Here is a 13,358-nt window from a genome sequence, read left to right as displayed (position 1 = left end):
GAACTGCGCATCGGTCTCGCTCACATCACTGCTCCATCAACTCCGGGTCCATCACCGGCATCTTCGGTGTACCCGGTGGCGTGATCTTCAGCAGCACCGCGAGGTGCCCGCCATCAAGGAAGGTCAATTGGCCACCCTTGACGTTGCTGTTGCTTTGCTTGAATTGCTCGCTGCGCAGCACGCTGCCGTTGCCGTCGAGCTGGTTGACCCAGAAGTTGGCCTCCACCGCGATGAAGCGGCCTTCGGCGATGCTCAGGTTGCCTTCGATGGGGAAGTGGCCGAACTGCTCTTCGCCTTCACCCAGGGCGATGCGGCTGGGTTCGCTGCCGACCTGCTGCTGCCAGGCCTTGTGCATCAGCACGGTGTAGTCGGCGGTGGCTTGCAGGCGGGTGGTTTCATCGTCCAGCCCCAGTGGGCGTTCGGCGGCCTTGTCCAGGCGCGGCGCACCGGCGCTCCAGTCTTCGGGGGCGAACGGGCTGGTGAAGGCGGGGACGCTGTTTTGCCGCACCAGGATCATTTCTACCTGATACAGGCCTTCGGCGAAGGCGGCTGGCGCGAACAGCGCCAGCAGCAGGGTCAGGCAACGGATGGCACGCATGGATCTTCCTTAGGCAGACTGTGGGGTCAGGCGCTCGAACAGCGCCTCAAGGGTGTTGAAACGTTCGTCGGGGCGTTCCATCGGTACCAGGAAGCGGAACTGGGTGGCGCCTTCGAACTTGTAGCGTTTGGGCTGGCCCTGGATCAGCTTGATCAGGGTCAGCGGGTCGACCGGTGTCTCGGCCTCGAACTCAAGCTTGCCGCCGTTGGGGCCAGCATCGACTTTCTTGATGCCGAGCTTTTCCGCCTGCAGCTTGAGCGAGGTCAGGCGCATCAAGTTTTTGGTTGGCTCCGGCAGCAGGCCGAAGCGGTCGATCATCTCGACTTGCAAGTCCTTGAGGCCTTCTTCGTCGGCGGCCGAGGCGATGCGCTTGTAAAGGATCAGGCGTGCATGCACATCGGGCAGGTAGCCCTCGGGGATCAGGGCCGGCAGGCGCAGGTTGATCTCCGGGCCGCCACCCAGTGGCTGTTCGAGGTTTGGCTGGGCACCCTTGCGGATGGCCTTGACCGCCCGTTCGAGCATTTCCATGTAGAGGGTGAAACCGACCGCCTGGATCTGCCCGCTTTGGCCTTCGCCCAGCAGTTCACCAGCGCCGCGGATTTCCAGGTCGTTGGTGGCCAGCACGAAGCCTGCCCCCAGGTCCTGGGTGTTGGCGATGGCTTCCAGGCGCTTCTCGGCGTCGCTGCTGACCTTTTGACGTGCTGGCGTCAGCAGGTAGGCGTAGGCCTGGTGGTGGCTGCGGCCGACCCGGCCACGCAACTGGTGCAACTGGGCCAGGCCGAACTTGTCGGCGCGCTCGATGACAATGGTGTTGGCGCTTGGCACGTCGATGCCGGTCTCGATGATGGTCGAGGCGATCAGCACATTGAAGCGCTTGTGGTAGAAGTCGCTCATCACCTGTTCCAGCTCGCGCTCGCGCATCTGGCCGTGGCCGATGCCGATACGCGCTTCCGGGACCAGTTCGGCAAGGTCTGCAGCGCACTTCTCGATGGTTTTCACATCGTTGTGCAGGTAGTACACCTGGCCGCCGCGCAGCAGTTCACGCAGCAGGGCTTCTTTGACCGTGCTGTTGTTGTGTTCCATTACGAAGGTGCGCACCGACAGGCGTCGGGCGGGCGGTGTGGCGATGATCGACAGGTCGCGCATGCCGGCCACGGCCATGTTCAGGGTGCGCGGAATCGGCGTGGCGGTCAGGGTGAGAATGTCCACCTCGCTGCGCAGGGCTTTGAGCTGTTCCTTCTGGCGTACGCCAAAGCGGTGCTCTTCGTCGATCACTACCAGGCCCAGGTCCTTGAAGCGCACATCGTCCTGCAGCAGCTTGTGGGTGCCGATGAGGATGTCAATCTTGCCCTCGGCCAGGTCCGCCGCCGCGCTGGCGACTTCCTTGGCCGATTTGAAACGGCTCATCACTTCGACGGTTACCGGCCAGTCGGCGAAGCGGTCGCGGAAGCTGTTGTAGTGCTGTTGGGCCAGCAGGGTAGTGGGCACCAGTACCGCTACCTGGCGGCCGCTGTGCACGGCGATGAAGGCCGCGCGCATGGCCACTTCGGTCTTGCCGAAGCCCACGTCGCCGCACACCAGGCGGTCCATCGGCTTGGCCGCGAGCATGTCGGCGCGTACGGCTTCGATGGCGTTCTGCTGGTCGGGGGTTTCTTCGAAGGGGAACCCGGCACTGAAGGTGGCGTAGTCGGCAGCAGGGTCGGCAAAAGCGTAGCCCTTGCGCGCGGCGCGGCGGGCATAGATGTCGAGCAGCTCAGCGGCGACATCACGCACCTGTTCGGCAGCCTTGCGCTTGGCCTTCTGCCAGGCCTCGGAGCCGAGCCGGTGCAGCGGCGCCAGGGCGTCATCGCTGCCGGTGTAGCGGGCGATCAGGTGCAGGTTGGCCACCGGCACGTACAGCTTGGCGCCCTCGGCGTATTCCAGGGTGAGGAACTCGGCGGCCTGGCCGTCGATTTCCAGGGTAGCCAGGCCCAGGTAGCGGCCCACGCCATGGTCGATGTGCACCACCGGTGCGCCTTCGCGCAGTTCGGTGAGGTTCTTGATCACCGCATCGTTGGCGGTCTCGCCGCGCTTGTCGCGCCGCCGGCGCTGCATCACGCGCTGGCCGAACAGCGGGCTCTCGGCGATCAGGGCCAGGGCCGGGTCGTCCAGCACCAGGCCTTCGTCAAGCGGGGCAATGGTGATCGCCAGCCGCTCGGAGCCGGTGATGAAGTCGGTCCAGCCTTCGACGGTGTGCGGGCGCAGTTTCAGGCGTTCGAGCAGTTCCAGCAGCACTTCGCGACGGCCCGCAGACTCGGCGGTAAACAGTACGCGGCCAGGGAACTGGTCAAGGAAGCTGGACAGCGCCGCCAGTGGCTGGTTGGCCTTGGCCTCAATGGCAAGTTCGGGCAGGGCGCGTGCAGGGAAGCGTTCACGGCCGGCGCCAGCCTCGACGTCTTCGGCGCTGACCACCACCCGCGGCCATTGCTTGAGCCGGGCGAAACAGTCTTCCACCGGCAGGAACAGCTCGGCAGGCGGCAGCAGCGGGCGGCTCAGGTCGCCACGGCGGTCTTCGTAGCGCCCGCGCACGTCGTTCCAGAAGTGCTCGGCGGCCTGCTCGACGCCTGGCAGGGAAAACACCTGGGTGTCGCTGGGCAGGTAGTCGAACAGCGTCGAGGTGTCTTCGAAGAACAGCGGCAGGTAGTACTCGATGCCGGCGGGAATGATGCCGCTGGCCAGGTCCTGGAAGATCGCGCTGCGGCGGAAGTCAACGTCAAAGCGTTCGCGGAAGCGCGCCTTGAAGCGGGTCACTTCCTCTTTTTGCATCGGAAATTCGCGTGCCGGCAGCAGGCGCACCGAGTCGACCTTGTCGATCGAGCGCTGGGTCTCGGGGTCGAAGGTGCGCAGCGTCTCGATTTCGTCATCGAACAGGTCGATGCGGTAGGGCAGCTTGCTGCCCATGGGGTACAGGTCGATCAGCGCGCCGCGCACGGCGAATTCGCCATGTTCATAAACGGTGTCGACGCAGCGATAGCCGCTGGCTTCAAGGCGCGTGCGCATTTGCTCGACGTCGATGGTCTGGCCGATGTCCAGCACCAGGCTGCTGCCCAGCAGGAAGCGGGTCGGTGCCAGGCGGTGCAGGGCGGTGGTGATCGGCACGACGAGGATGCCGTGGCTCAGCTCCGGCAGCCGGTACAGGCTGGCAATGCGCTGGGAGATGATGTCCTGGTGCGGCGAGAACAGGTCGTAGGGCAGGGTTTCCCAGTCGGGGAAGGGCAGCACCGGCAGGTCTGGGGCAAAGAAGCGCAGCTCCTGTTCCAGACGGTCGGCGGCCTGGCTGTCGGCGGTCAGCAGCAGGGTAAAGCGGCCAGCGCTGCTGGCGGCTTCGGCAATGGCAAGGCTGAGGGCGGCACCGGGCAGGTTGCCCCAGGTTTGTTTGCCGGCCGTGGCCGACAGTTGCGGTAGGCGCAGAACTGACACGGGAGATTGCACTCCAAGCGTTGCGGCAAAGACACCGATTGTACCGGTGCCGGTGCCTGCTGTCAGGCTCCAAAGGCCATGAACACTGGCTCTGGCTGCCGCGACAGGCGCTCATTGCCCGTTCCGCGTTGGGGCGTCATAATGTAGCCCCTTTTTTCTGTCCCTACATGTGGAAGGTTCCCGTGACTCAGAAGCCCGACCAGTGTCTTGGTGAGTGGATTGATCGTGAAGCATTGGCTGAAGCGATGATCCCGCTTATCGGTCAGCTCTACCGCAACAACAACGTGGTGAGCTCGATTTATGGCCGCAGCCTGATCAACCGTTCGGTTATCTCGATCCTCAAAGCCCACCGCTTTGCGCGTCATCGTCAGACCGACGAGACCGAACTGTCTGTCCACGAGACGTTCCCTCTGCTCAAGGCCATGAGCGAGCTGAAACTGGGCGCCGCTTCGGTCGACCTGGGCAAGCTGGCCAACAAGTTCAAGCAGGAAGGCAACGGCCGCAGCGCCGAGCAGTTCGTGCGTGAAGAGCTGGCTGACGTAGTTGGCCAACAGAACGCTTCGGCCCGTAAAGGCACCGACGTCGTCCTGTACGGTTTCGGCCGCATCGGCCGCCTGCTGGCGCGCATCCTGATCGAGAAGACCGGTGGTGGCGACGGCCTGCGCCTGCGTGCCATCGTCGTGCGCAAAGGCGCCGAGAACGACCTGGTCAAGCGTGCCAGCCTGCTGCGCCGTGACTCGGTGCACGGCCCGTTCGATGGCACCATCACCATCGACGAAGCCAACAACACCATCACCGCCAATGGCAACCTGATCCAGGTTATCTACGCCAAGAACCCGAGCGAAGTCGACTACACCCAGTACGGCATCGACAACGCGCTGATCGTCGACAACACCGGTGTATGGCGTGACGCCGACGGCCTGGGCCAGCACCTGGCCTGCCCGGGCGCTGCCCGCGTGATCCTCACCGCACCTGGCAAGGGCGCGCTGAAGAACATCGTGCACGGCATCAACCACGGTGAAATCACTGCCGATGACAAGATCATCTCGGCTGCTTCCTGCACCACCAATGCCATCGTGCCGGTGCTGAAGGCTGTCAACGACCAGTACGGCATCATCAATGGTCACGTCGAAACCGTTCACTCGTTCACCAACGACCAGAACCTGATCGACAACTTCCACAAGGGCAGCCGCCGTGGCCGTGCCGCGCCGCTGAACATGGTTATCACTGAGACCGGTGCCGCCACTGCAGCCGCCAAGGCACTGCCCGTGCTGAAGGGCAAGCTGACCGGCAACGCGATTCGCGTACCGACGCCGAACGTCTCGATGGCTATCCTGAACCTGAACCTGGAAAAGCCCACCACCCGCGAAGAGATCAACGAGTACCTGCGCCAGACCGCCATGCACTCGGAGCTGCACAAGCAGATCGACTTCGTCAGCTCGCAGGAAGTGGTTTCGACCGACTTCGTCGGCTCGCGCCACGCCGGTGTGGTTGACGCAGAGGCGACCATCGCCAACGACAACCGCGTTGTGCTGTACGTTTGGTACGACAACGAATTCGGTTACAGCTGCCAGGTGGTTCGTGTGATGGAAGACATGGCCGGTGTGAACCCGCCAGCGTTTCCACGCTGATTCGCTTGTAAGGCAATGAAAAAACGGGAACCTTCGGGTTCCCGTTTTTTTTGCCTAGCATTTATGTTGTCTCTACTGGCCTCTTCGCGGGTAAACCCGCTCCCACAGGTTCGCCTGCGTCCTTGAGGGCGGTGCAATACCTTGTGGGGGCGGGTTTACCCGCGAAGAGGCCAGTATCGGCGACCGAGAGTCCGAATTTGCGCACAGCCCTCCTGTTCATCCTGATGCTCCTCACCGCCTGCAACCAGGGCCCGACCCTGGAGCGCCTGGGCGGCCCGACCATGGGCAGCAGCTACAGCATCCAGTACGTCCGCGCCCCCGGTGGCCCGGCCCCAGCCCAGGTGCAGGCTGAAGTCGAAGCCATCCTCCAGGGCATCGACCAGCACTATTCCACCTACCGCAGCGATTCCACTGTCAGCCAGTTCAACCAGCTGCCGGCCAATCAATGCCTGGCATTGCCATCAGACATGCTCGACCTGGTCCGCTTCGGCCAGCAGTTGGCGGCGCAAAGTGCCGGCGCCTTCGACCTCACTATTGAGCCGCTACTCGACCTCTGGGGCTTCGGCCCCCAGGCCCGTCACGAGCAGGTGCCCGACCCGCGAGCCCTGGCCCAGGCCCGCCTGCGCGTGGGCTACCAGCACCTGCGCATCGAAGGCCAGGCATTGTGTAAGGATGCCCCCGTGGAGCTGGATTTCAACAGCATCGCCGCTGGCCACGCCGTCGACCTGATCGCCCAGCGCCTGCAGGCCATGGGCATCAGCAGTTTCATCGCCGAAGCCACCGGCGAGCTCAAGGCGGTTGGCCGCAAACCCGATGGCAGCCCGTGGCGCATCGCCCTCGAGCTGCCCCGTGAAGACCGCCAGATCGCCCGCCAAGTCATCCCGGTGGATGGCCTTTCGGTATCGACCTCGGGTGACTATCGCCACTATTTCGAGCAGAATGGCCGGCGCTATTCGCACACCTTCGATGCCCGTCTCGGACGCCCGGTCGCGCACGACCTGGCTGCGGCCACTGTGCTCGACGCCTCGGCGCTGAAGGCTGACGGGTTCTCGACCCTGCTGCTGATTCTCGGCCCCGAGCGCGGCTGGGATTTCGCCGTCAGCCATAACCTTGCCGCCGTATTGGTGACTCGGGCCGAGGGTGGCTTCGTCTCCCGAGCGACCCCAGCGTTTGCGCGGGCAATGAAAGGCGAGTGAAAGCGCAAGGATGGATGATCGCCAGGGAATCGGTGAACCACATGTAGTGCAGGCAAAATTGGCCTACGACGCGACCAAGGGTTAATGTGCGCGGCGTTCACGCTTGATTAGACTGCAACCGAATTTTCTCATGGCGCCCCGGCGACATGATCGCGCCCCGCGAGCCACCGTGACTCGCGGGCCAGTTCTGAAGGAGTACGCATGGCTGTCTACAACTACGACGTAGTGGTGCTGGGTTCCGGCCCGGCCGGAGAAGGCGCGGCAATGAACGCCGCCAAAGCAGGGCGCAAGGTGGCGATGGTCGACAGCCGTCGCCAGGTCGGCGGCAACTGCACCCACTTGGGCACCATCCCGTCCAAGGCACTGCGTCACTCGGTGCGGCAGATCATGCAGTTCAACACCAACCCGATGTTCCGCGCCATCGGCGAGCCGCGCTGGTTCTCCTTCCCGGACGTGCTCAAGAGCGCCGAAAAGGTCATTGCCAAGCAGGTCGCTTCGCGCACCGGCTACTACGCCCGCAACCGTGTCGACCTGTTCTTCGGTACCGGCAGCTTCGCCGACGAGCAGACCATCGAAGTGGTCTGCCCCAACGGTGTGGTCGAAAAGCTCAACGCCAAGCAGATCATCATCGCCACCGGCTCGCGCCCGTATCGCCCGGCCGACATCGACTTCCACCACCCGCGCGTCTATGACAGCGACACCATCCTCAGCCTCAGCCACACCCCGCGCAAGCTGATCGTTTACGGCGCCGGCGTGATCGGTTGCGAATACGCCTCGATCTTCAGCGGCCTGGGTGTGCTGGTCGAGCTGGTCGACAACCGTGGCCAGTTGCTGAGCTTCCTGGATTCGGAAATTTCCCAGGCGCTGAGCTACCACTTCAGCAACAACAACATCACCGTGCGCCACAACGAGGAGTACGACCGGGTCGAAGGCTTGGACAACGGTGTGATCCTGCACCTGAAGTCGGGCAAGAAGATCAAGGCCGACGCCTTGCTGTGGTGTAACGGCCGTACCGGCAACACCGACAAACTGGGCCTGGAAAACATCGGCATCAAGGTCAACAGCCGCGGCCAGATTGAGGTCGACGAGGCCTACCGCACCACCGTGTCGAACATCTACGGTGCCGGTGACGTGATCGGTTGGCCGAGCCTGGCCAGTGCCGCCCATGACCAGGGCCGTTCGGCAGCGGGCAGCATCGTCGACAATGGCAGCTGGCGCTTCGTCAATGACGTGCCGACCGGTATCTACACCATTCCGGAGATCAGCTCGATCGGCAAGAACGAGCAGGAACTGACCCAGGCCAAAGTGCCGTACGAAGTGGGCAAGGCCTTCTTCAAGGGCATGGCCCGCGCGCAGATCGCCGGCGAGCCACAGGGCATGCTGAAGATCCTGTTCCACCGCGAAACCCTGGAAATCCTCGGCGTGCACTGCTTCGGCTACCAGGCTTCGGAAATCGTCCACATCGGCCAGGCGATCATGAACCAGCCGGGCGAGCTGAATAACCTGAAGTACTTCGTCAACACCACGTTCAACTACCCGACCATGGCCGAAGCCTATCGGGTAGCTGCCTACGACGGCCTGAACCGGCTTTTTTAAGCGGCTCCGACCGGTGGCCTGAGCCGGTCGGGGATACCGATTTCAGCCCTACCCGAGGGTGGTCTTGGCCAAACCGGGAAAGTCTGTAATCAGGCTGTCCACGCCAAAATCAGCGAGCCGGCGCATCAGTGCCGGTTCGTTGACTGTCCACACCGACACATGCAACCCCTGGCCCTGGGCTTTGAGCAGGCGCTCTGGGGTGCACAGTGTCCAGTTCAAAGCCAGCAACTCGCAGCCGTAGTTTTGCGCGACCTTCAGTGGGTCGAGCCAGGCGTATTCGGCCACCAGCCCGCGAGACACGTCGGGTACCAGCTCTTGTGCTGCGCCTAGCACGTCGCGTGAGCTCGAGGTGATGGTGACCTTGTCCAGCAGGCCGTACTGCTGGGCCAGTTCACGAATGGCCAGCACCGTGGTGGCGGCGCGGGTGCGCGAGGCACTCTTGACCTCCAGCTGCCAATGCTCGAAGGCGCATTTTTCGAAGAGTTCTTCCAGTTTCGGGATAGGGCAGGGCTGCACATGGCCTGGGCCGCCTTTGCGTGCGTCGTAGGTGACCAGGTCGGCTGCCGGGTGCTCGACCACCTTGCCGCGTCGGCCGGTGGTGCGCTTGAGCGTCGAGTCGTGGATCACCATCAGTTCGTTGTCGGCCGACAGGTGCAGGTCCAGTTCACAGCGATTGACGCCGTGGGACAGGCACTGGCGGAAGCTGTTCAGGGTATTCTCGGGCGCTTCGCCCTTGGCGCCGCGATGGCCGTAGATCAGGGTCACGTTCGTTCCTTCAATTCAAGGGGAAGAGGCTCAGGAGGCAGGGTCATTCTGCTCCAGCTGCTGGCGCCGTTGTTGTTGCTGGCGCTGCAGGATGTATCGGGCCAGCAGTTGGCGCTGGGCGTCGGTCATGTCGATGAATTCGGTGCCGACCTCAAAGCCGCCGTCAGGGCGTGGGTCGCAGTGGGTGACCTTGCCGCGCAGCAGCAGGCCGTGGGCGCGGGGCATCAGCACCATCTTCACCTTCACGCGGGTGTCGGGGGCGATGGCCTGGGCCTGGGTGAACTCGATGCCGCCTTCGGAGATGACCACTGCCTGCGGCTGGCCGACCTCACCGATGAGGGTTTGCGCGACCACGGCGCTGAGCAGGTCGAGGCGTTTGCTTTGCGCGCGCAAAAACGCCGCCAGGGTGCGGTCCTTGTCACTCAGCTGGCGCAGCAGGTGCTGGGCTTCGAAGTCGGACAGGTGCAGCTCGCTGAGCAGGTTGAACAGCGGCGAATCATCCTGCAACACTTCTGGGTCAAGGGCTTCAGCCGCGCTCAAGGGGTTGATTTGAAGTGCGATCCGATCTGCGATGCGGTAGTATTCGCGGCGATCTTCTTCGTCTAATGTCGTCATGGCGAACCCATGGTAGCGGCGGTGGTCCGAGTGTAAAGCCGCCGTAAGCGCCCCGCCACAAGGACGTTCCCTTTCATCCGAACAAGCCCCGACATGTTCAGACCTCTTTTCGCATTCATCGGCACGCGTTATACCCGTGCCAAACGTCGCAATCACTTCGTCTCGTTCATTTCCCTGACCTCGATGATCGGCCTCGCCCTGGGCGTGGTGGTCATGATCGTGGTGCTCTCGGTCATGAACGGTTTCGACCACGAGATGCGTACCCGCGTGCTCGGCATGATTCCCCATGCCACGCTCGAGAGCGGCCAGCCGCTTGACGACTGGCCTGCGCTTGCACAACAAGTAAAGCAGAATCCGCAGGTGGTGGCGGTAGCGCCCTTCACCCAGATGCAGGGCCTGCTGACCCATGAAGGCAAGGTGCAGAAGGTGCTGCTCAACGGCATCGACCCGGCCCGCGAGCGCGAGGTGTCGATCATCGACAACTTCGTCCAGCAAGGCCGTCTCGACCAGCTGGCACCGGGCGAGTGGGGCATCATGATCGGCGACAAGGCCGCCGCCAAGCTGGGTGTGGCCATCGGCGACAAGCTGACCTTCGTCGCCCCCGAGGTCAGCGTGACCCCGGCCGGCATGTTCCCGCGCATGAAGCGCTTTACCGTGGTCGGTACCTTCCACGTGGGCGCCGGCGAAATCGACGGTTACCTGGGCCTGACCAACATCAGCGACCTGTCCCGCCTGCACCGCTGGAAACCGAACCAGGTGCAAGGCCTGCGGCTGAAGTTCGACGACCTGTTCCAGGCGCCGCGCGTGGCCTGGTCTATCGCCCAGCAGCTGGGCGAGCAGGAGTTCTACAGCCGTGACTGGACCCGCACCCATGGCAACCTTTACCAGGCGATCCGCATGGAAAAGGCCATGATCGGCCTGCTGTTGCTGCTGATCGTGGCGGTGGCGGCGTTCAACATCATTTCCACCCTGGTGATGGTGGTCAATGACAAGCGCGGCGACATCGCGATCCTGCGCACCCTCGGCGCCACGCCTGGGCAGATCATGGCCATCTTCATGGTGCAGGGTACGGTGATCGGGGTGATCGGCACCTTGATCGGCGCCGGCGTCGGCATTCTTGCCGCGCTCAACGTGAGTGCGGCGATTGCCGGCATCGAGAAGCTGATCGGGCACAAGTTCCTCAACGCCGACGTGTATTTCATTGATTACCTGCCGTCGCAGATCATGGCCAATGACGTGTACATGGTCTGTGCCGCGGCGCTGGTCCTGAGTTTCTTCGCCACCCTGTACCCGGCCTGGCGTGCGGCCCGCACCCAGCCTGCAGAGGCGCTACGTTATGAGTGAGTCGCGCATGAGTGATAAAGCCGTTCTGAGTTGCCGCAACCTGGGCAAGTCCTACGACGAGGGCCCGGAGTCGGTGCAGGTGCTGTCTGGCTTGCAGCTGGAGTTGCACCCGGGTGAACGCGTGGCCATCGTCGGCAGCTCGGGCTCTGGCAAGAGCACCTTGCTCAACCTGCTTGGCGGCCTCGATACGCCTACCCAGGGCAGTGTCTGGCTGGCGGGCGAGGAGCTGTCGGCCCTGGGTGAGCGCGCGCGTGGCCTGTTGCGCAACCGGGCACTGGGTTTCGTCTACCAGTTCCACCACCTGCTGCCTGAGTTCACCGCCATGGAGAACGTGTGCATGCCGCTGTTGATCGGCCGCACCGCCATCCCCGAGGCGCGTGAGCGCGCCGAGGCCCTGCTCAAGCGCGTCGGCCTTGGCCACCGCCTGCACCACAAGCCTGCCGAGTTGTCCGGCGGTGAGCGCCAGCGTGTGGCGATCGCCCGCGCCTTGGTCAACCGCCCGGGCCTGGTGATGCTCGACGAACCGACCGGCAACCTCGACCACCACACCGCCCAAGGCATCCAGGAACTGATGCAGGAGCTGTCCAGCGCTTCGCGTACCGCGTTCCTGGTGGTGACCCACGACCTCAACCTGGCGCGCCAGATGGACCGTGTGTTGAAACTCGACGACGGTCACCTGGTGGCGATCTGAGCCGCTTGCACGGGGTGGCCTGAGCCGCCCCGCAACTCTTTCATTGGGTGTTTTACATGTTCAGACCCTTGCCCTTGTTCATTGGTGCTCGCTACACCCGTGCCAAGCGCCGCAACCATTTCATCTCGTTCATCTCGATGACCTCGATGATCGGCCTGTCGCTGGGCGTGCTGGCGATGATCGTGGTGCTGTCGGTAATGAACGGCTTCCAGCGCGAGATGAGCTCGCGCATCCTCGGCCTGGTGCCCCATGCCAGTATCCTTGGCGTGCAGCCGCTGGATGACTGGCGCACCGTCGCCGATGCCGCGCTGAAGGACCCGGCGGTGATGGCCGCGGCGCCAATCACCGAAATGGAAGGCATGCTCTCTTACAAGGGCGCGATGCAGCCGATCCAGGTCAGCGGCATCGACCCGGCAGAGGAAGGCAAGGTTTCCATTGTCGGCCAGCATATTGTCCAGGGCCGCCTGGAGGACCTGAAACCAGGTGAGTTTGGCGTGGTGCTCGGTGAACTGAGCGCGCGGCGTTTTCGCTTGAACACGGGCGACAAGCTGACCCTGATCGTGCCGGAAATCAGCAAGGCGCCGGGTGGCATCACCCCGCGCATGCAGCGCCTGACCGTGGTCGGTATCTTCAAAGTCGGTGCAGAGCTGGATGGCTCCCAGGCGTACATTCACGTCGCCGATGCGGGCGAAATGCAGCGTTGGGCGCCGGGCCAGGTACAAGGCGTGCGGCTCAAGCTGCATGACCTGTATGCGGCGCCGCAGGTGTCCAAAGCCATCGCGGCCGGCCTGGGCGATGCCTACCGTGCCGATGACTGGTCGCACACCCAGGGCAGCCTGTTCAGCGCCATGAAGATGGAAAAGACCATGATCGGCCTGCTGCTGATGATGATCATCGCAGTGGCGGCGTTCAACATCATTGCCACGTTGGTGATGGTGGTGAATGACAAAGGGCCGGATATCGCCATCCTGCGCACCCTGGGTGCCACGCCTGCGCAGATCATGGGTACGTTCATGGTCCAGGGCAGCTTGATCGGTATTGTCGGGACCTTGATCGGCGGTGTGCTGGGGGTGATTGCCGCGTTCAATGTCAGCCAGATCGTTGGCTGGCTGGAGCGGGTCAGCGGCCAGCATATCTTCACCTCGGACGTGTACTTCATCAGCAGCCTGCCGTCGGAACTGCAGTGGGGCGATGTGGTGATCATCTGTGCGGCGGGGTTGGTGATGAGCTTCTTGGCGACCATTTACCCGGCGTATCGGGCATCCCAGGTGCAGCCGGCGATTGGCCTGGCGGTTTGAAACGTTGATTCGCGTTCATTGTAGGAGCAGCCTTGTGCTGCGAAGAGGCCAGTGGCGATACCGCCCGCGATATCGCCGAAGCCCAGCACATGCTGGAGATCCGTCGCCACCGTGTGTTCAAGCTGAAGATCGGCGCCAACCCGGTGGAGCAAGACCTCAAGCACG

General features: G+C 63.4%; 10 protein-coding genes and 1 pseudogene. 7 read left to right on the top strand and 4 right to left on the bottom strand.

Going from position 1 to position 13,358, the window contains the following annotated elements; genetic code table 11:
• Positions 1–25: 25 nt before the first annotated feature.
• Positions 26–598 carry a CsiV family protein gene (locus tag OO306_RS23005; protein WP_027596619.1) on the bottom strand — a complete coding sequence of 191 codons (573 nt, stop codon included), beginning with the start codon at positions 596–598 and terminating at the stop codon, positions 26–28.
• A 9-nt stretch (positions 599–607) separates the two neighbouring features.
• Entirely contained in the window at positions 608–4,057 is a 3,450-nt protein-coding gene (gene mfd, locus OO306_RS23000) for a transcription-repair coupling factor (protein WP_099430033.1), read from the bottom strand.
• 167 nt (positions 4,058–4,224) lie between these two features.
• On the opposite strand from mfd, the gene OO306_RS22995 reads away from it, so the two are divergent.
• From OO306_RS22995 to sthA, 3 genes are all read left to right on the top strand, one after another.
• Positions 4,225–5,688 (top strand): glyceraldehyde-3-phosphate dehydrogenase, encoded by a 1,464-nt coding sequence (locus OO306_RS22995; protein ID WP_099430032.1) that lies wholly within the window; start codon positions 4,225–4,227, stop codon positions 5,686–5,688.
• 197 nt (positions 5,689–5,885) lie between these two features.
• The gene (locus tag OO306_RS22990) at positions 5,886–6,884 is read left to right on the top strand and encodes an FAD:protein FMN transferase (RefSeq protein ID WP_099430949.1); all 999 of its coding nucleotides are present in this window, start codon (positions 5,886–5,888) and stop codon (positions 6,882–6,884) included.
• A 201-nt stretch (positions 6,885–7,085) separates the two neighbouring features.
• The gene (sthA, locus tag OO306_RS22985) at positions 7,086–8,480 is read left to right on the top strand and encodes a Si-specific NAD(P)(+) transhydrogenase (protein WP_027596615.1); all 1,395 of its coding nucleotides are present in this window, start codon (positions 7,086–7,088) and stop codon (positions 8,478–8,480) included.
• A gap of 48 nt (positions 8,481–8,528) precedes the next feature.
• Here the strand turns inward: sthA and OO306_RS22980 are convergent, their stop codons facing one another.
• A complete protein-coding gene (locus OO306_RS22980; protein ID WP_027596614.1) occupies positions 8,529–9,245 on the bottom strand; it encodes a glycerophosphodiester phosphodiesterase in 717 nt (238 codons plus the stop codon).
• A gap of 30 nt (positions 9,246–9,275) precedes the next feature.
• A complete protein-coding gene (locus OO306_RS22975) occupies positions 9,276–9,860 on the bottom strand; it encodes a PilZ domain-containing protein (protein ID WP_099430031.1) in 585 nt (194 codons plus the stop codon).
• Between the two features lie 93 nt (positions 9,861–9,953).
• Between OO306_RS22975 and OO306_RS22970 the strand changes: the two genes are divergently transcribed.
• The 4 genes and pseudogenes from OO306_RS22970 to OO306_RS22955 form a co-directional block, all read left to right on the top strand.
• Positions 9,954–11,204 (top strand): lipoprotein-releasing ABC transporter permease subunit, encoded by a 1,251-nt coding sequence (locus OO306_RS22970; protein ID WP_027596612.1) that lies wholly within the window; start codon positions 9,954–9,956, stop codon positions 11,202–11,204.
• Positions 11,205–11,211: 7 nt separating this feature from the next.
• On the top strand, positions 11,212–11,895 hold the full coding sequence (gene lolD, locus OO306_RS22965) for a lipoprotein-releasing ABC transporter ATP-binding protein LolD (protein ID WP_172960376.1): 684 nt from the start codon (positions 11,212–11,214) through the stop codon (positions 11,893–11,895).
• Between the two features lie 56 nt (positions 11,896–11,951).
• A complete protein-coding gene (locus OO306_RS22960) occupies positions 11,952–13,193 on the top strand; it encodes a lipoprotein-releasing ABC transporter permease subunit (RefSeq protein ID WP_265970004.1) in 1,242 nt (413 codons plus the stop codon).
• Positions 13,194–13,240: 47 nt separating this feature from the next.
• Positions 13,241–13,358 (top strand): annotated as a pseudogene (locus OO306_RS22955) (muconate cycloisomerase); the annotation flags it as partial.

Origin of the sequence: Pseudomonas sp. DCB_AW (genome assembly GCF_026240895.1) — a bacterium.
GTDB classification, from domain to species: domain Bacteria; phylum Pseudomonadota; class Gammaproteobacteria; order Pseudomonadales; family Pseudomonadaceae; genus Aquipseudomonas; species Aquipseudomonas kermanshahensis.
Note: the sequence above shows the minus strand (reverse complement) of the source record. Positions and strands in the feature narration are given on the sequence as shown.